Annotated in this window: 15 protein-coding genes, 1 pseudogene and 1 riboswitch; of the genes and pseudogenes, 7 read left to right on the forward strand and 9 right to left on the reverse strand. The window is 72.4% G+C overall.

Features of this window, described 5'->3' with window-relative positions; translation table 11 throughout:
* Positions 1–125: 125 nt before the first annotated feature.
* Positions 126–282: riboswitch (cyclic di-AMP (ydaO/yuaA leader) on the forward strand.
* Between the two features lie 2 nt (positions 283–284).
* A complete protein-coding gene (locus V4Y03_RS29145) occupies positions 285–1,256 on the forward strand; it encodes a M23 family metallopeptidase (RefSeq protein ID WP_332436847.1) in 972 nt (323 codons plus the stop codon).
* 152 nt (positions 1,257–1,408) lie between these two features.
* Positions 1,409–2,203 (forward strand): SGNH/GDSL hydrolase family protein, encoded by a 795-nt coding sequence (locus tag V4Y03_RS29150; protein WP_332436848.1) that lies wholly within the window; start codon positions 1,409–1,411, stop codon positions 2,201–2,203.
* Here V4Y03_RS29150 and V4Y03_RS29155 read toward each other — a convergent pair.
* Genes V4Y03_RS29155 through V4Y03_RS29175 form a run of 5 tightly spaced genes read right to left on the reverse strand, consistent with a single transcriptional unit; the run spans position 2,190 to position 7,445 of the window.
* Positions 2,190–3,068, reverse strand: a complete 879-nt coding sequence (locus V4Y03_RS29155) for an STM4011 family radical SAM protein (protein WP_317878224.1) — start codon at positions 3,066–3,068, stop codon at positions 2,190–2,192. The two genes, V4Y03_RS29150 and V4Y03_RS29155, sit on opposite strands and share 14 nt — an antisense overlap.
* Positions 3,069–3,119: 51 nt before the next feature.
* Entirely contained in the window at positions 3,120–4,463 is a 1,344-nt protein-coding gene (locus V4Y03_RS29160; protein ID WP_332436849.1) for an STM4012 family radical SAM protein, read from the reverse strand.
* Positions 4,460–5,281: an STM4013/SEN3800 family hydrolase gene (locus V4Y03_RS29165; protein ID WP_317878223.1), complete on the reverse strand. Its 822-nt coding sequence runs from the start codon at positions 5,279–5,281 to the stop codon at positions 4,460–4,462. Before V4Y03_RS29165 ends, V4Y03_RS29160 begins: the two co-directional genes overlap by 4 nt.
* Positions 5,282–5,292: 11 nt before the next feature.
* Positions 5,293–6,489: an STM4014 family protein gene (locus tag V4Y03_RS29170; RefSeq protein ID WP_332436850.1), complete on the reverse strand. Its 1,197-nt coding sequence runs from the start codon at positions 6,487–6,489 to the stop codon at positions 5,293–5,295.
* Positions 6,486–7,445: an STM4015 family protein gene (locus V4Y03_RS29175; protein WP_317878897.1), complete on the reverse strand. Its 960-nt coding sequence runs from the start codon at positions 7,443–7,445 to the stop codon at positions 6,486–6,488. Before V4Y03_RS29175 ends, V4Y03_RS29170 begins: the two co-directional genes overlap by 4 nt.
* 187 nt (positions 7,446–7,632) lie before the next feature.
* Between V4Y03_RS29175 and V4Y03_RS29180 the strand changes: the two genes are divergently transcribed.
* From V4Y03_RS29180 to V4Y03_RS29190, 3 genes are all read left to right on the forward strand, one after another.
* On the forward strand, positions 7,633–7,959 hold the full coding sequence (locus V4Y03_RS29180; protein ID WP_332436851.1) for a hypothetical protein: 327 nt from the start codon (positions 7,633–7,635) through the stop codon (positions 7,957–7,959).
* Positions 7,960–8,043: 84 nt separating this feature from the next.
* A complete protein-coding gene (locus V4Y03_RS29185; protein WP_332437287.1) occupies positions 8,044–9,063 on the forward strand; it encodes a DUF6745 domain-containing protein in 1,020 nt (339 codons plus the stop codon).
* A 162-nt stretch (positions 9,064–9,225) separates the two neighbouring features.
* Positions 9,226–9,996, forward strand: a complete 771-nt coding sequence (locus V4Y03_RS29190) for an SIMPL domain-containing protein (RefSeq protein WP_332436852.1) — start codon at positions 9,226–9,228, stop codon at positions 9,994–9,996.
* Positions 9,997–10,075: 79 nt separating this feature from the next.
* Here the strand turns inward: V4Y03_RS29190 and V4Y03_RS29195 are convergent, their stop codons facing one another.
* A complete protein-coding gene (locus V4Y03_RS29195) occupies positions 10,076–10,711 on the reverse strand; it encodes a TetR/AcrR family transcriptional regulator (protein ID WP_317875260.1) in 636 nt (211 codons plus the stop codon).
* A gap of 198 nt (positions 10,712–10,909) precedes the next feature.
* Complete coding sequence (locus tag V4Y03_RS29200; protein WP_332436853.1) at positions 10,910–12,088, reverse strand: Glu/Leu/Phe/Val dehydrogenase dimerization domain-containing protein; 1,179 nt, start codon at positions 12,086–12,088, stop codon at positions 10,910–10,912.
* Between the two features lie 213 nt (positions 12,089–12,301).
* Between V4Y03_RS29200 and V4Y03_RS29205 the strand changes: the two genes are divergently transcribed.
* On the forward strand, positions 12,302–13,501 hold the full coding sequence (locus tag V4Y03_RS29205) for an MBL fold metallo-hydrolase (RefSeq protein ID WP_332436854.1): 1,200 nt from the start codon (positions 12,302–12,304) through the stop codon (positions 13,499–13,501).
* 273 nt (positions 13,502–13,774) lie between these two features.
* On the opposite strand, the gene V4Y03_RS29210 is transcribed toward V4Y03_RS29205, so the two are convergent.
* Both V4Y03_RS29210 and V4Y03_RS29215 read right to left on the reverse strand, forming a co-directional pair.
* The gene (locus tag V4Y03_RS29210) at positions 13,775–14,785 is read right to left on the reverse strand and encodes a hypothetical protein (protein ID WP_332436855.1); all 1,011 of its coding nucleotides are present in this window, start codon (positions 14,783–14,785) and stop codon (positions 13,775–13,777) included.
* Positions 14,786–14,794: 9 nt separating this feature from the next.
* A complete protein-coding gene (locus V4Y03_RS29215) occupies positions 14,795–19,528 on the reverse strand; it encodes a DUF6531 domain-containing protein (protein WP_332436856.1) in 4,734 nt (1,577 codons plus the stop codon).
* Positions 19,529–19,583: 55 nt separating this feature from the next.
* On the opposite strand from V4Y03_RS29215, the pseudogene V4Y03_RS29220 reads away from it, so the two are divergent.
* Positions 19,584–20,157, forward strand: a pseudogene (locus V4Y03_RS29220) (transposase); the annotation flags it as partial.
* Positions 20,158–20,248: the final 91 nt, after the last annotated feature.

Below are 20,248 nucleotides of genomic sequence, written 5' to 3' on the forward strand. Positions count from 1 at the left end.
CCGGAATTCCGGCCGGATATCGCGGAATCCCGGAGCAATTGAAAACCCCGGCTTGTTCACGCCGACCCCACTCGTCTAGCGTCGCGCTCAATCCGGACGGACCGCCGAATCCTGCCACCGACCGGAATCCGCACTCACCCGTACAAGGCAGGAGCGGGGGACCCAGGTAAGTCGCCGATCCCTCCAAGAAGGACGGCTCGGGGTGAAGCCGCGTGAGAACGCGGCCGGACATCTCCAGTCCGAACCCGACAGCTCACCTCGCAGGCGCCGGAGAGGAATTCGCCATGCCCGCAAAGGGTAAGCACCGCCGCACCATGCCCAACCGCCTGGCCCGTGGCATCGCCGCCGCCGGCACCGGAGGCGCCGTCGTCGCCCTCCCGCTTCTCGGAGCCACCGGCGCCCACGCCGCCGAGCAGGCCGCCCCGGCCGCCGCCCCCGCCGCCGCCCAGGTGAAGGCCGCCGCCGCCCCGGCCGCGCCCACCGCCGCGAAGGCCGCGCCGAAGACGTACGCCGTCGTCCGCGGCGACTACCTCTCGAAGATCGCCGCCGAGCACCACCTCACCGGCGGCTGGCAGAAGCTGTACGAGGACAACCGACAGGTCGTCGGCGAGAACCCCTCGCTCATCATGCCCGGCATGAAGCTCACCCTCGGCGCCAAGAGCACGGCCCCGGCCGCCGCCCCGAAGAGCACCGCCAAGGCCGCCCCGAAGGCCGAGCGCAAGGACTCCGCGAAGAGCTCCGGCGACACCACGCGCGCCTCCCGCGGCTCCGAGCGCGCGGCAGCCCCGGCCGCCGTCACCTCGGACTCCGCCACCACCTCGCGGTCCTCCGGCTCCTCGGCCTCCGCGTCCGGCTGGGTCACGCCCGTCAGCGGCGGCGGCTTCTCCACCCCGTACCACGCCTCCGGCTCCATGTGGTCCTCCGGCTATCACACCGGTGTCGACTTCATCGCCTCCTCCGGCACCACCGTCCGCGCCGTCGGCGCCGGCACGGTCGTCTCGGCCGGCTGGAGCGGCGCGTACGGCAACGAGGTCGTCATCCAGCACGCCGACGGCAACTACTCGCAGTACGCCCACCTCTCCTCCCTCTCCGTCTCAGCCGGCCAGTCCGTCAGCGGCGGCCAGCAGATCGGCCTCTCCGGCTCCACCGGCAACTCCACCGGGCCCCACCTGCACTTCGAGATCCGCACCTCGCCGAGCTACGGCTCCGACGTGGACCCGCTGGCCTACCTCCGCCAGCACGGCGTCTCCGTCTGACGCCCACGGAATCTCCGGCGGCCCGGCACGTGTGTGCCGGGCCGTCGGTGTATTCCGGCTTGGCGAATTCTTTATCGGTGGCATATGTCACCCTGAGTCAACCCCTCCTTACGGTCGCGTAGGTCACATCCGAAAGGGAAGGATGTGCTCCCGTGGCAGACGATTCGAGATCAACAGACAAGAACGCATTCGGGTCGTACGCGGCGATCGGTGACAGCTTCACCGAGGGCGTCGGAGACCCCGGACCCGACGGGACCTACGTCGGCTGGGCGGACCGCTTCGCGGTGCTGCTCGCCGACCAGCTGCCGGAGCACGACGCCTTCCGCTACGCCAACCTGGCCGTACGTGGGCGCCTCCTCGATCAGATCGTGGCGGAACAGGTCCCCAGGGCGAAGGAACTCGCCCCCGATCTGGTCACCTTCTGCGCCGGCGGAAACGACATCATCCGCCCCGGCACGGACCCCGACGACGTCGCCGAGCGCTTCGAGCGCGCCGTCGCCGAACTGACCTCCGCCGTCGGCACCGTCATGGTGACCACCGGCTTCGACACCCGCGACGTGATCCTCCTCAAGCACCTGCGCGGCAAGATCGCCACCTACAACGGGCACGTCCGGGCCATCGCCGACCGCTACGGGTGCCCCGTCCTCGACCTGTGGTCGCTGAAGTCCGTCCAGGACCGGCGCGCCTGGGACGACGACCGGCTGCATCTCTCGCCCGACGGCCACACCCGGGTCGCGCTGCGCGCCGCCCAGGTCCTCGACATGCCGGTCCCCGCCGACCCGGACCAGGCGTGGCCGCCGGTTCCCCCGCGCGGCACGCTCGAAGTGCGCCGCGACGACATCCACTGGGCGAAGGAGTACCTCGTGCCGTGGATCGGGCGCCGCCTGCGCGGCGAGAGCTCCGGCGACCACGTCGAGCCCAAGCGCCCGAACCTCATGCCCCTGTAGTCGGGGCCACGGCCGCCGGGCTTACGCCGGCGGGGATCCGCTCCAGGACCCCGCCGGCGAACACGTCGTACAGCGGCAGCGTCTCCAGATGGACGTAGCCGATGTGACAGTCGCAGACGGCGAGCGGACAGGCGCGGGGGCGCAGGGCGGCCCGGTACGAACCGTCGTACAGGTTCCCCAGCTCGGCCTTGACGAAGTGGCAGCGCCGAACCGTCCCCTCGCCGTCCACCGAGATCACCGACTCCCCGGTCCGGCAGGGCAGCCCGGCCGAGCGGTGCGGATGACGGCTGTACGGGAACAGCGGGTCGATCCGCGTCCACTCCGCCGCCTCCGCGTCGGTGTACGTGTGCCCCTCCGCCGCGTTCACCCAGAGGTAGACGTGCGCCGGCAGCGCCGCCCGCAGCCTGCGGGCGTGCTCCGCGTGTTCGGGAAGGCCCACCACGCCGACGCTGAACCGGATGCCCCGGTCGGCCAGCTCACCGCACTTGCCGAGGAAGCGCTCGTACGGCGTCTGCCCCGGGTGGTACGTGCACCAGAGCGCCACGCTCTCCGGGTCCGCCTCCGCCAGCCAGTCGGTCCGGCAGCTCAGATTGGTCTGGATCGCCACCCGCTCGACGTGCGGAAGCCGGGACAGTTCGACCAGCGCCCGCCGGTACCAGGAGCGGACGAGGCCCTCGCCCCACGGGGTGAAGAGGATCCGCAGCCGGTCGCCGGTCCGGCCGGCGGCCCAGCCGGCGAACCGGTCGAGCGCGGCCCGGTCCGCGCGCAGCTGCTCCCGGCTGTCGCGGCGCTTGGCGAAGGGGCAGTAGGGGCAGTCGAAGTCGCAGGAGGAGAGCGGGCCGCGGTAGAGCAGCGTCAGGTCCATGCCCGTGGCCGGGCCGGGTGACAGGAGCGGTGTCAGGTCCACGGTCGCCGCCTACTTCGCCTCGTACGCGGCCATCGCGGCCCGTACGGCGGGGGAGAAGAGCTCGGGGCCCAGCCCGTCGGAGTGCGCGAGGCCCTCGGGGGACAGGCGCAGCAGCCCCGCCGGGGCCGCCGTGTCCAGCCAGCCGTAGCCCTCGAACCGGGCGAGGTCCGGGCCGAAGTCGGTGAAGGGAGAAGAACCGAATCGCGCCTCGTACCCGTCGACGGGCATCCCCTCCGCCTGGAGCAGCGACTGGAGGAGGTGACGGCGCCGGGCCTCGGCCCCGGTCGTTCCGTAGCCGTGCCGGGCGCGTGCGAAGTCCTCCGTCTCCGTGTAGGTGTCGATGATCGTGCGGATCCTCCGCATGTCGACGGCGTAGTCGAAGGAGTAGTGCAGGGCGGAGGTGTACGAGCGGGCCCCGCAGCCCAGGCCGATCATGCCGTCCGTCTGGCAGGCGTAGTCGTCCGGGCCGGAGGGACCGGCGTCCGCGCGGCGGAACATCCGCATCGACACCTGCTCGTAGCCGTGCGCGAGGAGATGGTCCCTGCCGTACCGGTAGAGGCGGAGCCGCTGCTCGTCCCAGGCCTGGTCGGCCGCCGCGGGGTCCTGGATCCGGCCGAGGCCGGTGAGCGGGCGTACGTACAGCGGATAGAGGTACAGCTCCTCGGGCCGCCAGGCGAGGGCCGCGTCCAGCGAGAGCCGCCATGACCGCTCCGTCTGGCCGTCGATCCCGTAGATCAGGTCGATGTTCAGCACGGGGACGCCGGTCTCCCGGATGCGGCCGAGCGCCGCCTCGACGTCGGCGCGCCGCTGCGGCCGGACGGCCGCCCGTGCCTCGGCCTCCACGAAGCTCTGCACGCCGATGCTGAGCCGGGTCGCTCCCCGCTCGGCGAGGACCGCGAGGCGGTCGGCGGTCGCCGTCGACGGCGAGGTCTCCACGGAGAGCGGCACCGCCCGCAGATCCGCCCCCATCCGCTTCTCGGCGATGTCGCAGAGCCGCTCCAGCTCGGCGGCGGTGAGGAAGGTGGGCGTGCCGCCGCCGAACGCGGCCGTCGCGAACCGCACCGGTTCGGTGTCCCCGAGGGCCTCGCGCACGGCGGTGGCCTGACGGTCGAGTGCGTCGAGGTAGCGGGTCGTCAGCTCGTCCGGGGCGCCGATGCGGGTGAAGAGGTTGCAGAAACCGCAGCGGACCTCGCAGAACGGTATGTGCGCGTAGAGGGAGAGCGCGTCCTTCGGCTCGCCCCGCCAGAGCGCGGCCAGGGACGGCCCCGGGGCGGGCAGCGGCCGGTACGCCGTCTTGTGCGGGTACGCGTAGACATAGCTCCGGTACGGGCGCGGGGTGGCTCGGTCGCTCATGCCACGGCCTCCGGCTCCGGGCCCGCCAGCTCGAACTGCGCGTACGGGACGGTCCAGACGACCTCGTGGCCGAGGCGATGGCCGGTGTGGCCGTCCTCCCCGTAGGCCGTGCCGTGGTCGGAGCAGACGATCGCGAAGCACGGGCGGCGGCTGCTCATCGCGGCGAAGAGCCGCCCGATGTGCCGGTCGATGTAGACGAGGGCCGCCGCGTGGGTGGCCCGGGAGTCGCCGGCCTCGCGGGTCGCGCCCGGCAGGTGGAACCAGTTGGGCTGGTGCAGCGCGGACACGTTGACGAAGAGGAACAGCCGTTGCTCGTGGGGGAGCCCGGCGACGACCTCCTCGGCGCGCGTCACCTGCGACTCGAAGGAGGTGGGGGAGGCCACGCCGAAGGAGGGCTCCCAGTGGCTCTCCTGGAAGAGGTCCGGGAGCACGGAGCCGAGCGGCGGCTGCTTGTTGAAGAACCCGACGCCGCCGACGCACACGGTCCGGTAGCCCTCGCCCACGAGGGCGGAGACGAAGTCCGGGGTGTCGTGGACGTAGGTGCCGTCGGCGGTCGACTCGCTGCCCGCGAAACGGGCGGCGAACAGACGCGGGTGCGGGCCCGGGGTGGCCGGCGTCGGCAGGAAGCCGGCGAATATCGCCTGGTGGGAGGCGTAGGTGAAGCTGCCGGGAGCGTGCCGCCGCTCCCAGGCCCCGCCGGGGAGATGGCGGGCCAGGTGCGGGATGCGGCCCTCGGCCGCCAGCTCCACCGCCACGTCGTACCGGAGCGTGTCGAGGGTGACCAGGAGGAGATCGTGGCTTCCGACGATCGCGTTCATGTCGGGCTGGTTCACGCGGTGCTCGTTCCTGTGGTGCTGGTGCTGGTGCTGGTGCTGGTGCTGGTGCCGGTGGTGTTGGCAGTGGTTCTTGTGGTGTGCCACCCGCGGTCGGCCGGGAACTGCGCCGCGACCTGGGCCTCGTACGTGTCGAGGCCCTCCGCCCCGCTGCCGGGCAGGCCCGTGAGGCCCGGGAGCAGATCCCCGAAGGCGTTCACCTCGCCCACGGCGAAGCGGCGCCAGCCCGTGGAGGGCAGCAGGTCCACGCCCACGCACCGGGTGCCGGGGAAGACGGCCGCGGCCCGCTCGCACACCCCGAGCGCGTCCGTCCACCGCCCGCCGGCCGCGCCGATCGCGGCGCGGGCCGCGTCGAGATCGCCCCGGGCGCCGCCCAGATGCAGGTTGGTCATGGGGGAGCGGCTGGTGCGGAGCACCGCATGGGTGGCCCGCCCGTCGACGACGACCACCCGCAGGTCGGCGGCCCGGCCGTCCTGGGTGGCCTTGGGCAGCCAGCGCTCGACGTGCAGACCGTCGGGGGCGAGGGCGTCCACGATCGCGGCGACCTCGCTCTCGCTGGTGTAGCGCCGTACCCGCAGGGAGTTGAAGAGCCGCCCGCCGGGCCCGCGCTCCACCGAGGTGGTGGCCTGGATCCGCCCCGCGCCGTTCGTCTCGACGGCCAGCACGCCCGAGGCGGAGGATCCGTGCGCGAGCTTCACGAACACCCTGCGCATCCCGGTCCCGGCGGTCAGCGCCTTCACATCGGCCCAGCCGCGCACGGCGGGGGCGGACGGCCCGGACGTCGGGGACTCGGGCACCGGGACTCCGGCGGCGCTCAGCAGGCCGTGGCTCAGCCGCTTGTCGAACAGGGCCGCCAGCTCGGCGGGGTCGTCGACGAGGACGGCGCCCGAACCGGCGACGGTCCCGGCGAGCTCAGCCGCGGCGGCGAGGAACCGCGCGTACCAGCGGCCGGTGCCCTCCACCCGCGACGGTTCGTCGACCCCCCGGAGCAGCCGGTCGGCCTCCGGGTCCTCACCGGGCGAGTCCAGGCGTACGGTCTCGCCCGCGGCGAACCGCGCCGTGCCGCGGAGTACTTCGGGCCATGACACCGCCCGCGCCTCGGGCAGCCCGGCGGACCGCAGCGCGTCCCGGAAGAACGCGACGCGACGGCCCGCCGGATCGCCGACGACCACGAGGCGCGGGCGGGCGGTCATTCGGCGACCGCGACGTACCGGTAGACCTCGCCGTCGCCGTCGTCCTCCGGATCCTGCGGGTCGTCGAGGACGACGGTCACGCCGTGCGGCACGAGGGCGGAGCTGAGCCGGTCCGCCATGGCCTGGGAAAGATAGTGGTGGGTGAGGTCGAGACGGGTGAGATGGGTCAGCGGCTGCCCGTCGAGCAGGGCCGCCGCGCCCTCGTCGGTGAGTACGCCCATGGACAGGTCGAGCCGCTCGATCCGGGCGACGACCGGGGCGCCCGCCACGGCGGCGGCGACGGCGTCCTGGATCACGCTGTTGCACAGACCGAGGGAGCGCAGGGCGGGGAACGACGAGCCGGAGAGCAGCGGCGCCAGGTCCTCGGTCGTGCTGTCACCGCCGTACTCGTCGGTGCCGAGCCACAGTTCCAGCTTCTCCAGGGCGGGCAGGTCGCTGCCCACGATCCCGCGCACCACCTCGGCGCCCAGGCCGCCCGTCTCCACGACCAGGGTCTCCAGGCAGTTGTGCCGGATGGAGGGGAAGGCCAGGCTCGTGCCGCCGCGGACCGCGAACTCCCGCAGGGCCGGGTAGGCGGCGAGCAGCGGGGTCACATCGGACTGCACGATCCACGAGATCTCGCAGTCCTCGGACCCCATCTCCCCGAGGAACACGGCCTCCAGGCCGGTGAGCCGGTTGTTCGCGGCGATGAGCGCCGTGACGATGGCGGCGGACGACTCCTCGTACGCCTCGTTCCAGCCGCCGACGATCAGCGCCCGCACCCTGCCCGTGTCCACCGTCTTCAGGAACCGCTCGAACAGCGGCCCCCACTCCTCGTCCCCGGGGTCGCTGTACGTGGGGGCGGAGATCCGCCAGGCCACGTCCGCCGCGCCGGGCAGCTCGCCCCGCGCGTCCGCGTCGGGGAACTCGAACACGGGCAGTCCGTGGAATTTCCTCAGGTGGTGGCCAACGGTCATGACGGTGCTCCCGGCGACGGACGACGTGGATCGGCTGATGCCAAGAGTTGTACCAAGCGGCACTGACAACGCCCTTGGCCGGGTCGGCTCGACGGGGCCGGGGGCCGGATTCGGGGCCCGTTGTCAGACCCGGCCTCTAGCGTCGTTCCCATGTCCGGCCACACCGGCCGGACGGGGAGGGAGAGCCATGTACCGGCAGGGAGACGTGCTGATCGCGCCCGTCGAGGAGACGGCCGTTCCCGAGCGTGCCAGGACGGCCGCGGGGGAGCCCAGGGACGCCAGGGGCCGGCTGGTCCTCGCGCTCGGCGAGGTCACCCGTCACGCCCACGCGATCCCCGGACCCGGGCGGCTCGTGCGGGAGCCGGGGCCCTTCGGCCCGCTCCTGCTCGAACTCCCTGAGGGGGGCCGGGTGGTGCACGAGGAGCACGCGCCGATCGCGCTGCCCAAGGGCTGGTACCGGGTCGTGCGCCAGCGGGAGTACGTGCCCGGCGCGTACCGGATCGTCGCGGACTGACCGCCTCACCCACTGGCCGACCGAACGACTCACCGCATGACCGAGAACCCGCACCGACCGAACGAGATCCTGGGGGACACCGACATGAACCGCACCACCGCACAGGACAAGTGGCGCTCCGTCGCCGCGGCCACCGGGCCCGCCGACCGCGCCGCCGCCGAGGCCGGCGTCCGGCTCGCCTACCGCACGGCCGGCCTCGCCGAACCCGACCGCGTCCTCTGGGCGGACTCGCCCGTCGAGGCCGTGGCGCTCCTGGCCCGCCTGCCGGACCCGGGCCGCTCGGTACGGGAGGAGGTGCGCACCCGACCGTGGGCCGAGGAGCGGCGCCGCCTCCACGACGCCCTGGGGCCCGCCGCCTGGGCGGCGCACTGGCAGTCGACCGGGGCGGTGCTCTGGGACCTCACCCGGGCCCTCGCCGACCGGATACGGGCGGGGGTGACCGAGGCCGTCGAGGCGGCGGAGGAGGGGGACGAAGGGCCGGACGACGTCCGTCTCGTACTGCTCGACGCGGTGCTCGGTCAGCACGACGCCGCCTGGCTCGCCGCGTTCGACGGCCAGGGCGAGCGCCTCGCGGGCCTCGCCGCCGTCGCCGAGAACGCCGGCTGGTGGTGGCCGTACGAGAACGCCGTCGTGGTCTGCGAGCGTCCCGTCGAACTCCACCGCGACGAGGCCGGGCGGCTCGACCGGGGCGACGGCCCCGCACTCGCCTACCCCGACGGATTCGCCCTGCACGCCTGGCGGGGCATGACGGTGCCCGCGGAGTTCCTCGCCGGACTCGCCGGACTCACCCCCGAGCGGATACGGCAGGAGGAGAACGCCGAACTGCGGCGCGTGATGCTGGAGTACTACGGCTACGACCGCTACCTCGCCGCCTCAGGAGCCGTGCACGAGCACCAGGACGAGACGGGTGTCCTCTGGCGGATCGGACTGCCCGACGACGAGGACGTGGTGATGGTCGAGGTCGTCAACTCCACTCCCGAGCCCGACGGCAGCCATCGCACCTACTGGCTGCGGGTGCCGCCGACGACCAGGACCGCGCGCCAGGGCGTCGCCTGGACCTTCGGTCTGCAGCCCGACGCGTACGCGCCGCTCGTCCAGACCTGAGGACGCGGCGAGGGGAGGTGAGGAGACGGGGGACGGACGGGCCCGGCTGGTACGAAAGAGGTGAAGGGAGCCGCCGTCAGGAGTGGCGTACGGGTGGTGGCGGCGCCGGGTGCTGGGATGTGCCCGCCGGAGCCCCGGCACCCATCCTCGAAGGGACCGCCCGTGACGATCCGTCGGCCCAGCGCCGCCCGTACCGCCCGTCTGCTCGCCGCCACCGCCGTGCTCGGCGGCCTTCTCGTCGGGACCGCCGCTCCCGCCCTGGCCGCCGCGCCCGAGCGGACGGCTCTCCGGAAGGCGGCCCGTGCGGAGGCGCCCGTGACGGTCACCGTCACGGGCAACGGCCATGCCGCCGCCGCCCCCGACCTGGCGATCCTGTCCGTCGGCGTCGAGGCCGCCCGTAAGACCGCGAAGGAGGCGATGGCCGCGCAGAACACCGCAGCCGAGGCCCTTCTCGACGTGCTGCGCAAGCAGGGCATCGCCGACCGGGACATCCGTACCGACAGCCTCTCGCTGTTCCCGGTCTCCACACAGACCTCCGAGGGCGAGAGCAAGGTGACCGGCTACCAGGCGGGCCAGTCCTTCTCCGTGAAGGTCCGCGACATCGACAGGACGGGCCAGGTCATCGGCGCGGTCAACGACGCCACCGGCGACGCGGGCCGGATCAACGGCGTCGTCTTCGACGTCGCCGACCCCTCGGCGCTGCGGGTGAGGGCGCGCGAGGCGGCCTACAAGGACGCGCACGACAAGGCGGCGCAGCACGCCCGGCTCAGCGGACACCGGCTCGGCCGGCTCGTCTCGCTCAGCGAGGGCGAGTCGGTGCGCCCCGGCCCCGGTGTCACGCCCGCCCTCGCGGCCGACGAGCCGAGCGTGCCGCTCGCCCCGGGCGAGATCGAGGAGCACATCACGGTCTCGGCGGTCTACGAGCTGATCTGACGACGGGACTCCGAAGCGGAGCCGCGATTGTGCCGCGCCGCGCCGCCGGTCGCGGAGGGGCGCAGGCGCGGAGACGGCCCTACTCGGGTCCGTCGCTCCCGGGTTCTTCGCCGTCCTCGTCGGGGAGGAGGTGGAGCTCCCGGGCCAGGGCCTCGTCCGCCCAGCGCAGCATCGCGGTGCGGGAGAGGGAGCCGGCGTAGGCGGTCGTCTGCACCGCGAGGCCGTCGAGGAAGGCGGTGAGCCGCCAGGCCGCGACCGCGGGATCCGCGCAGCGGAACTCCCCGGCGGCGGCACCCTCTGTGATCACCCCGGTCAGCGCCGCCTTCCACTCCTGGTCGAGGGAGGCGGCGACGCGCCGGAGCTCCGGGTCGCGCAGCGAGGCCGCCCAGCCCTCGATCCACAGCCGCCAGCCCTTGGCCTGCCCGGTCGGGGCGTACCAGCGCACGGCGGCCCGCAGCCGTCGCACGGCGCTGGTGCGACGCCCGAGGAGCTGCCGCAGCTGCGCGAGGTCGGCCTCGGCGGCGTGCGCGAAGGCGGCGGTGACCAGCTGTTCCTTGGACGAGAAGTGGTAGAGCACCAGGGCGTTGCTCACCCCGAGGGCGGAGGCCACGTCGGAGATCCGGACGGCGGCGACGCCACGCGCCTCGATCTGTCCGACGGCGGCCCGCAGCAGCTCGTCCCGCCGCTCGGCCACGCTCAACCGCACTCTCGCCACGCCGGTCACCCTACACAGCACATGACAAGGGCATGATCATCGGCGGCTCCACCACGCGGCCGGACCACCACCCGACCGGTTGCACCGGACCACCACCACCCGACCGGTTGCACCGGACCACCACCACCCGACCGGTTGCACCGGACCACCACCACCCGACCGGTTGCACCGGACCGCCGTCGCCCGCCCTCCATCGGATCAGTACCAGCCGTAGCGCTCCGCGATCACCGGCAGCCGTTCCGCCACCAGCGCGTGCGCCGCGGCGCGCGGGCTCGTGCCGTCCGCCGCCGCGCGGTCGAGCATCCCGCCGACGAGGGTCCGCATCGCCCGCCGCACCCGGTCGAAGGCCTGGTCGGCGTCGGCCTCGATGTCGCCGAAGAGCGTCCACCACCACCAGGCGTTGGTGCACGAGTTCACGACGACATCCGGCAGCACCGTCACCCCGCGCGCGGCGAGCGCCTCCTCGGCCTCCGGAAGCACCGGCATGTTGGCCGCCTCGGCGATCCAGCGGGCCGTGATCCGCCCCTGGTTCCCGGCGTCGATCGCGTACGAGACGGCCGCGGGCACCAGGACCTCCGCCTCGGCGGACAGCCAGGCGTCCCCGGGCTCCTCGCGGTCGCCGGGCCGCAGGACCGAGCGGTCGACGGCGCCGTGGGCGTCGCGGGCCGCGAGCAGCGCCTCGACGTCGAGGCCGTCGGGGTTGGCGATCGTGCCCCGGACGTCGGCGACGGCCACCACCCGCAGGCCCGCCCGCGCCAGGAACCGGGCGGTCGCCCCGCCCATCGTGCCGAGCCCCTGCAACGAGACCCGGGTCCCCGTGTACTCCCGGCCGGCCCGGTCGAGGGCGACGAGCACGGACTCGGCGACCCCGAGGCCGCCGACCAGCTCGTCCAGGCCGATGCCGTCGACATCGATCGCGAAGGCGTCGGCGAGCCGCCGCCGGGCGGCCGCCTCGTCCTCCAGGAGCGGGTAGACCGCCTGCACCGAGGAGACGAGCCCCGCCTCGGCCACGGCCCGGTCGACCAGGTCCTGGGTGAGCCCCAGGTCCTCGCCGGTGGTCCAGAACCGCTCGACGTACGGCCGCATCGCACGCAGATAGCGGACCAGGACGCCGTACGCCTCGGGGGAGCGCGGGTCGCAGTCGATGCCGCCCTTCGCGCCGCCCAGCGGGACGTACCGGGCCTTCTCGTCGTAGTGCAGGGCCTCCTTCATGGTCATGCCACGAGCGAGCCCGGCGACCTCCTCGGCCGTGCAGCCCTCCCGCATTCGCAGTCCGCCGCTGGCCACTCCGCGCACCAGCCGGTCGATCACCAGATGCCCCCGGCGCCCGGTCACGTGGTCGGTCCAGCCGACGGACATCAGGGGGGCGGAACTCATGGCGGATCTCCTCGGGAGGGGCGGGTCGGCGGATGTGCCGTACTGAACAGCCATTCAGTATGCCGGACCGTCCCGGCCACCCGTGCCCACGGTCCGTGACAGGGCGGCGGCCACCCTTCTCCGCCGCCCGTGACGCGGCGGCGGCGTCCTTCCCCGACCGTTCGCCGCGCGGGCCGCCCATAATGGAACGACCCCCAGAGATCAGGAGGTCCTGTGACCGGTACCGGCTCCGACCGTTCGCCACGGGCGCGGCTGCGCGCGCTGCGCCCCGAGTCCTTCGGCGCGGACCCCACGGGTGAGCGCCTCGCCCGTATCCATCGCTCGCCGAACTTCGCGGACGGGATCTTCCGGAACCCCGAAGCGGCCCGACGCGGGCCCTCCGGCTCCGGCGTCGAATTCGCCAAGATCTATTTCGACAAGGAAGGACGCTCGCGCCGCGCCCCCACCGGCACGATCCCCGTCCATCCCACCACCCTCGCCGACCTGGCCAGGCCCCCGGCCACCGGCCTGCGGCTGACCTGGATGGGGCACTCCGGCATCCTCGCGGAGATCGACGGCCACCGGGTCCTCTTCGACCCGGTCTGGGGCGAGCGCTGCTCCCCCTTCCCCTTCGCGGGGCCGAAGCGGCTCCACCCGGTGCCCGCGCCGCTCGCCGAGCTCGGCCCGGTCGACGTCGTGGTGATCTCGCACGACCACTACGACCACCTCGACCTGCCGACGATCAAGGAGCTGGCCACCACCGACACCGTCTTCGCGGTGCCGCTGGGCGTCGGCGCGCACCTGGAGCGCTGGGGCGTGCCCGCCTCCCGGCTCCGGGAGCTGGACTGGAACGAGTCCACCGAGGTCGGCGGCCTGCGGCTCACGGCCACCCCGGCCCGGCACTTCTGCGGGCGCGGGCTGCGCAACCGGCAGATGACCCTCTGGGCCTCCTGGGCGGTGGCGGGCCCGAGCCACCGGATCTTCCACAGCGGGGACACCGGCTACTTCTCGGGCTTCAAGGACATCGGCGCGGCCCACGGCCCCTTCGACGCCACCATGATCCAGATCGGCGCGTACTCGGAGTTCTGGACCGACATCCACATGACCCCGGCGGAGGGCATGCGGGCTCATCTGGACCTCCAGGGCGGCGGCCCCGCCGGTGTGCTGCTGCCGATCCACTGGGGCACGTTCAGTCTGGCTCTGCATGCGTGGGCGGAGCCGGGTGAGTGGACGAGGGACGCGGCTGAGGAGGCCGGCCAGGCGGTGGCGTTCCCCCGGCCGGGTGAGCCCTTCGAGCCCGGGGGGAAGCTGCCGGGGGAGGCGTGGTGGCGGGCGGTGTCCCATCCGATCGCGCGTCCGTGGCGCCGTCCCCGCCCTGCCGAGGTCGAGCCCGAGAAGCGTAGCGACGATCTCGACCTCGCGGGCGAGCGGTGACGTCGGTCGGGGGACGGTGGAGGTACGCCATCGGCGCAACGCCGACCGTTGGCGCCGGACTTGACGGATGACGCGGGCGGCTCGTTGCTCGACGTGGACGCGAATGCGGCCGCGCCTGGCCCGGTCAGGTCCTGCACATCGTGCTTCCCTCGCGTGGGCCACCAGGCCGTGGGGCCGTCTCGGTCGCGTGTGACCGATGGTGAGCTCATCGGCACCGGCCTCCCGACCGTCAACGATGACGGTCGGGTGAGCCGGCTGCCGGGGCGAGTCGGATCAGGCGGTGGTCCAGCGCTGTACGGTCTCTTCGTCGTGGGTGAGCCACGTGCCGTCGCCGAGCGGCACGGCAGTAACTCCTGGCGTCTGCGGGTAGTCGAGTTCGGCGAGGGGCCTGAGCGTATGGGCGTCGAGCAGGAGGTGGGTGCCCTCCTCCGCCCATTGTTCCTCGGCCGCCACGACCAGAATCCGCTTGTCGTCGACGAAGCTCGGCGTGTAGCCGACGAAGAACCAGTCCTCGGGGAGTACCTCGCTGGCCTCGACGATGACGTCGTCGGCGCCGTCCTGCGTCCGGCAGAGGTAGCCCCCGCCGATGTCCTGGCTGACCAGCACCCCGTCCGCACCGAGGCCGACGTAGGGTTCCTCGGCGGTACCCGCCGCCCGGACTTCGAGCCCGGCGGCCGTGTAGGTGACCAGGAGGCAGTGGGTGCCGTCCTGGCCCATGGAAGCGGTGAGCAGAACCTCAGGGCGTGCGTCCGGGAACTGCTGGAAGGCGTACGTCGCCGAGAAGGACGGCAGGACGTGCTCGGCGAGCACCTCACCGGTGGTCAGATCGAGGGCGCGGCAGATGTCGCCCTTGGAAAGCCCGTCCGCCCCGAGGGGTCCAGCCATGGTCGCCAGAAGGACACGGCCGGCCGGGTCGGGCGTGCACGCGCCGGAGGCCTCGGGTGAATGCCGCCAGTCCCGGTGGCGGTGTTCCCAGCGGACGGTGCCGTCGGGTTCCTGGACGATGACGGCCTCCCGGGTGCTGATGGCCAGGGTGCCGTCGGGCAGGGGCGAGCAGTAGGTGTCGGAGCCGTCCGCGGCCGGGTCGGTCCACGTGGCGCGGGCGGCGACCACCTGAGAGCGCTCGGTGCTGACCCTGCTGGTGGTGATCGCGCCGTCGTGCCGGGTCACGAGCCAGCGCGCGCCGTCGCGCAGGAGCCAGCCGTCCATGTTCCCCAGCGCCTCGGTGATACCGGGCAGGGACTCGCGGGCGAGTAGCCGTGCGGGTACGCGGGGGTAGTCCATGTGCTCTTCCTAGTCCGTGTCCGGGGCGTAGCGGCTGGGCCAGTAGAACTGCCGCCGGTGGGTGGGTTTGTCGTCACCATACGTCGGCCCCGCGAGCATGCCCTCGATGCGGATGATGGGTGCGCAGAAATCGGGGCAGACGCTGCGCATGGCCGCGCCGTGGGTGGGCAGCCAGTCGTCCGAGCCTTTGCCGTGCAGACGACTGAGGTAGTGGAGGATGTTCTGCTCCGCATGCCCGCCTGGGACCTTGGGCGGCGTCGGGGGGAGGTACTGGTCGTTGGGGAGCGGGTAGAGGCCCATCTCCTCGGCCAGCTTCCGCTGGGCGGGCGTCAGCTTGCTCTTGCTGGTTCCGGCGACGATGAGGACGTCCTTGCCCTTGTGGCGGGTGGCGATGACCGCGACGGTCTGCCCCTCCCGTTGCCGCTTGTTGGGCAGGACTTGGGAGATCTTGTGTGCCATGTCCTCCAGTCCCTGCATGCAGGGCGCCAGGCCGAGGGGGTCGGCCTCGGTGGCGGGGTTGGCGACGTAGCCGGCGGGGTTGGGGGCGGGGTCCAGGCCGAGCGGATCAGGGCTGACGTAGCGGCCGGCCTCGGGGTCGTAGTGGCGGAAGAAGTTGTAGTGCAGGCCGGTCTCGGGGTCGGCGTACTGGCCGGGGGAGCGCAGCGGGGTGTGTGCGCTGGCGTCCCGGTTCCAGGCGGTGGCGCCCCACTGGGTGGCGCGGCTGTACCAGGCGGTGGCGCCCGTGTGGTCGACGAGTTCTGTGGGTGTGCCGACGAGGTCGGTGACGATCGCGAAGAAGCGGGCGTCGACGGAGTCCTGGTCGCCGCCGGGGTTCTGCGTCGTGCGGCGCTCGGCCTGAGCGATCGGGCGGTGGCCGTCGTACTCCCAGGTCACGGTGGTGCCGGTGGAGGAGTCGGTCTGTTCCGCCAGGCGGCTGCCGTCCCAGCTGAAGAGGGTCTCGGCGACGACGGTGCCGTCGTCGGCGTGCCGGCGCTTGGCGATGCGGCGGCCGAGCGGGTCGTAGCGGTAGGTCCATCGGGTGCCGTCGGGTGTGGTGCAGGCGGTCAGTCGGTCGGCCGCGTCCCACTCGTAGCGCCAGATGTCCGGCTTGCGGGATATTCGCTTCTTGCGCCGTTCGACGATGCGGCCTGCCGCGTCGTAGGTGTAGTGCAGGGCGCCGGCGGATCGCAGTCGGTTGCCGCTGTACGTACGCCGGCCGCGGGACTCGGGGTGCGGGGCCTTGTCCGGCCACTGGGCGGAGGTCTGGTTGCCCTCGCTGTCGTAGGCGTAGGTCTCGGTCCAGCCGTGGGACTCGATGCGCAGGGGTCGTCCCGCCGGGTCGAGTTCGTAATGCCTGCGATTGCCCGTCAGCCCGTCGGTGACGGTCTCCAGACGGTCGTCGGCGCGGTAGGCGTAGAGGCGGCGGCTGAGGGTCCGGTCCAGGGTGGTGAGGCGGTGTTCCCTGATCCGGCCCACCGCGTCGTAGGTGGTGCCGAGGACCACGGGTCGCTCGGGGCTGCCGAAGGACCGGGTCACCTCTCGGCCGGTGGCGTCGTGGGAGAAGGCGATGCCGTGGCCGTCGAGGGATACGCGGGTGCGGTTGCCCGCCTCGTCGTGGGTGAGACGGGTGGTGGACCCGCCAGGAGTAACCCGCAGGGTCCGGCGCGAGAGTGCGTCGTAGCTGTACCGGCTGGTGCGCCGGTCGATGGTCTCGGCGACCGTGCGGCCCATGGCGTCCCACTCCAGCGCGAGGACGGAGTCGGTGGAGTGTGCCTCGGTGAGGCGGCCGGACCGGTCGTAGGTGTAGGTGGTGACGGCGCCCTCGACATCGCGGGCGGTGACGCGGCCGGCGTCGTCCAGGTGGGTGGTGACGGTCTGACCCAGCGGGTTGGTGCGGCTGCGCGCGCGGCCCGAGGGGTCGTAGCCGTAGCGCAGGGTGCGGCCGTCGAAGTCGGTCTCGGAGACCAGACGCCCCACGGCGTCGTACGCGTAGCTCCAGGTCAGTCCGGCGGCGTTGCGCACCTCGGTGAGGCGTAGTTCGGTGTCGTAACGGAAGTCGTAGCGGGCGCCGTCCGGAGTGGTGCGGGAGGCCGGCTGGTCGAAGTGGGTGTACTCGTATCGGGTGATACCGCCGTTGGCGTCGGTCTCGGTGAGGCAGTTGCCCTCCCCGTCGTAGGTCCACCGTTGGGTGGCGCCGTCGGGGCGGGTGTGTGAGGCGAAGTGGCCTTCGACGGTCCACGTGCACGTGGTGGCGGCACCGTCGGCATCCGTGACGGAGACGGGCCGGCCGAACGCGTCGCGAACCAGGGTGGTCGTCCTGCCCTGGGCATCGGTGTGGGCCAGGACCATACCGGCCTCGTCCGAGCGGTAGCTCTGCCGGACGCCCAGCGGGTCGGTGACCGCGGCGAGGGCTCCGTTCGGGTCGTACGCGTAGTGGGTGGTGGCCCCGTCCGGCGTGGTCAGGGAGACGTTGTTGCCGCGATCGTCGTAGGTGCGGTGCCACACGCTTCCGTCGGCGGCGGTCACGACGGTGGGCAGGCCCCGTTCGTCGTACCGTGTGGTGGCGAGGGAGCCGTCCGGCTCGCGTACGGAAGTGGGGTTGCCGTCCTCGTCCCAGGTGTAGGTGACGGTGCGGCCCTGGCTGTCGGTGCGGCTCTGGAGCCGGTCGTAGCGGTCCCAGATCTGGCTGATGGTGTTGCCCAGGGGGTCGGTCTCGGCGACGACCTGGAGGCGGTGGTTGAGATGGAAGACGCTTGTGGCGCCGGTGGAGTCGGTGTAGCGGGTGACGCCCCCCTCGCTGTCGTAGGAGAAGGACGAGGACAGGAAGCCGTCGGGTCCCACGGTCCGGACCACGCGGCCGGCGTCGTCGTAGACGTACAGGTAGGTGGACCGGTTGCGGTCGGTCCATGAGGTGATGCGGCCGGTGGGGTCGTAGGCGAAGCGCATTGCCGTGCCTGAGGAGTTGGTGACGGCATCGAGGTTGCCGTCCGCGTCGTATCCGTACGGCATGACGGTGACGGGGCCTTGCGGGGTGCGAACACGCAGGGTGGTGATCCGGTCGTCGGTCACGTCCACCTGGACCCTGTAGCCGCCGCTGTGGGACACCATGGATGGCGCGCCGTCCGGGCGGCGGGTGAAGACGATGGTGTTGCCGTGGCGGTCGCTCAGTTCGGCGAGCCAGTAGGCCGGGGATGTGCGGTAGGGACTCCCGGTGAACGAGCGGGTGAGCCCTGCGGGTTCGGACAGGGTGTAGGTGGTCTCGTTCTCGTACACGCCGCCGTGGACGAGGGCGATCCGCGGTCCCTCAACGGGCCAGACCCGGTCTTCGCCGGGCTGCGGGAGCCGGGGGTAGACGAGGCACGATCCGTCGCTGCGGGCCCAGACGACACCCGGTCCCACGGGGTCGGCTTCCAGGCGCTCGTCGAAGAGCGAGGACCAGCTGCGGCCGAACCAGTGACCGTAGCGGTACGTCGACAGGTGTGTTCGGTCCACGACGAGGGGGAGCACGCCGGGCAGGGAGAGGTCGACCTGTGGCAGGGTCATCTCCCCCGTCGCGATGTCCACTGGGTCGGACCTGCACGTCTTGCGGTCCAGCGGGATGGAGTGACGACGCGCGTCGTCACGGACTTCGCGCAGTCCGTTGGGCCTCGTTCGAGCGCTGTCGCCGGGCTTCCTTCGGTGCGGCGTCCGGGAGTCGCCCCCGCCGGTGTTGTCGTGGTCGCCCTTGCGCTGGCGGGCGAGGCGGTCGCGGATGTCGTCGTCGTTGTTCTTGTGGTCCTTGGAGATCTGCTTGACGGCCTTGGGGAGCGTCTCGCCGATGTGGTCGCCCATGGTCTTGGCGGACTTCACGAGGGCGCCCATGGCCTTCTCGATGACCGGGTCGAGGGCGTCGGCGATGTCGTCCCGGCCCTTGTTGCGTCCCTGGTGCCCCTTGGCCTTGGTCAGCTTTCCTGCGGTCTTGCCGTGGATCCCGACGCTCACACCGTTCAGCTTCGTGCCGGCCTGGTCGTGCTCGTCGTGCTCGATGTGGAAGCCCTTGCCCTTGCCCCCGCCGCCGCCCCCACCCGCGGAGGCGAGGTTCAGGCCCTCCTTGGCGCCCTGCACACCCTCGTCGAAGCCGTCCTTGCCGGCCTGCTTGGTCTGGTCGAGGTCCACGCCGTTCTGGACGCCCAGTGCGTCCATGCTCACCTGGACGACCAGGTCGGCGGCCATGTTCTCCAGCGAGGCCACGACCGGCTCGGTCATCACCGAGACGATGTGACCGACCGCCTCCTGCATTGCATTTGTGATCAGCTTCAGAAGTTGCTTCTTCGTGAACGCGATCGCACCCGCGCCGAGCAGTGCGGACAGACCACCGGTCACCGGGATCAGCGCCATGGCCAGACCGGTCTGGCCGGCCAGGATCCCGAGCTCCGCGACGGCCTTCCACTTCATGCCCTCGATCGCGCCCGCCGCGAGGTCGAGCGCGTCCGCGATCGTCCGGGCGGCCGACACCATGTCCTTGAGGTGCTTGTCCTTGACCTTGCCCCAGTGGGCGTTGAGCGCGTCCATCGCCTCGCCGTGACCCGACGACAGCAGGCGCTGGACGTGGTTGTTGGCGAGCTGACCGTCGTCGGCGAGATCGTCCGCGAACTCCCGCAGCGCATCTGCCAGGTCGCGGTACGCGTCCTCGTCGACGTTGGGCCAGTTCACCCCCACGAGGTCCAGCAGAGTGTCCGCCCAGTCCGGCACTGTGACAGTCATGACCAACAGCGGCGACCGGAGCATCGCACTTTCCGATCATCGGATCGTTGGTCCGATCGTGAGGGATGGGGAGACTTCTGACGTTGCGTGGGCGGCGATCGCGCCGTTGTTGCCGCCGGTGGATCGTGCTCGTGGCCGGTGGCGGGATCACCACCGGGTCCTTGAGGGCATCGTGTTCAAGTTCCGTACCGGCCTGCCCTGGAGGGACCTGCCCGAGCGGCTCGGCTCCCGGCGAATCGTCGATGGACGATTCGCCCACTGGGCCACCGACGGCACCTTCGACCGCCTCCTGGCCACGGCCCAGAGCCGGGCGGAGATGGACCGGCTACTCGGTCCGCACCTTCCGTGCCTACCTCCGCGCCCGAGGGATCAAGGCCACGATCCCCGAACGCGTCGACCAGCTCGCCGGCCGGCAACGACGCCGTGAACGGCCCTGCGGGTTCGACACGGCCGCCTACCGAGGGTTCGACAAAGCCGCCTACCGACGCCGCAACGTCGTCGAAAGCTGCTTCCACCGCCTCAAGCAATGGCGCGGCATCGCCACCCGCTACGACAAATGCCCCCGACCGCTACGACATGAGGACGAGCTTGACGAGCAGATGGCCGCTCTCGTCGAGACCACCCGCGAGATGTCGAGTTCCGAGGACGACGTCGCACCGGCGCCCTCGCGATGCCGCTGGTGGCGGCGAGCTACGGCGCCACTCGGCCGGAAGCCGGGCG

The organism is Streptomyces sp. P9-A4 (assembly GCF_036634195.1).
In the GTDB taxonomy this organism is placed as follows: domain Bacteria; phylum Actinomycetota; class Actinomycetes; order Streptomycetales; family Streptomycetaceae; genus Streptomyces.

Excerpts from the sequence above, each read along its gene's own strand:
- V4Y03_RS29185 (WP_332437287.1), top strand. The coding sequence starts at position 8,044 with ATGAACCGCACCACCGCACAGGACAAGTGGCGCTCCGTCGCCGCGGCC.
- V4Y03_RS29200 (WP_332436853.1), bottom strand. The coding sequence starts at position 12,088 with ATGAGTTCCGCCCCCCTGATGTCCGTCGGCTGGACCGACCACGTGACC.
- V4Y03_RS29215 (WP_332436856.1), bottom strand. The coding sequence starts at position 19,528 with ATGACTGTCACAGTGCCGGACTGGGCGGACACTCTGCTGGACCTCGTG.
- V4Y03_RS29160 (WP_332436849.1), bottom strand. The coding sequence starts at position 4,463 with ATGAGCGACCGAGCCACCCCGCGCCCGTACCGGAGCTATGTCTACGCG.
- V4Y03_RS29145 (WP_332436847.1), top strand. The coding sequence starts at position 285 with ATGCCCGCAAAGGGTAAGCACCGCCGCACCATGCCCAACCGCCTGGCC.
- V4Y03_RS29180 (WP_332436851.1), top strand. The coding sequence starts at position 7,633 with ATGTACCGGCAGGGAGACGTGCTGATCGCGCCCGTCGAGGAGACGGCC.
- V4Y03_RS29170 (WP_332436850.1), bottom strand. The coding sequence starts at position 6,489 with ATGACCGCCCGCCCGCGCCTCGTGGTCGTCGGCGATCCGGCGGGCCGT.
- V4Y03_RS29165 (WP_317878223.1), bottom strand. The coding sequence starts at position 5,281 with ATGAACGCGATCGTCGGAAGCCACGATCTCCTCCTGGTCACCCTCGAC.
- V4Y03_RS29155 (WP_317878224.1), bottom strand. The coding sequence starts at position 3,068 with ATGGACCTGACGCTGCTCTACCGCGGCCCGCTCTCCTCCTGCGACTTC.
- V4Y03_RS29175 (WP_317878897.1), bottom strand. The coding sequence starts at position 7,445 with ATGACCGTTGGCCACCACCTGAGGAAATTCCACGGACTGCCCGTGTTC.
- V4Y03_RS29210 (WP_332436855.1), bottom strand. The coding sequence starts at position 14,785 with ATGGACTACCCCCGCGTACCCGCACGGCTACTCGCCCGCGAGTCCCTG.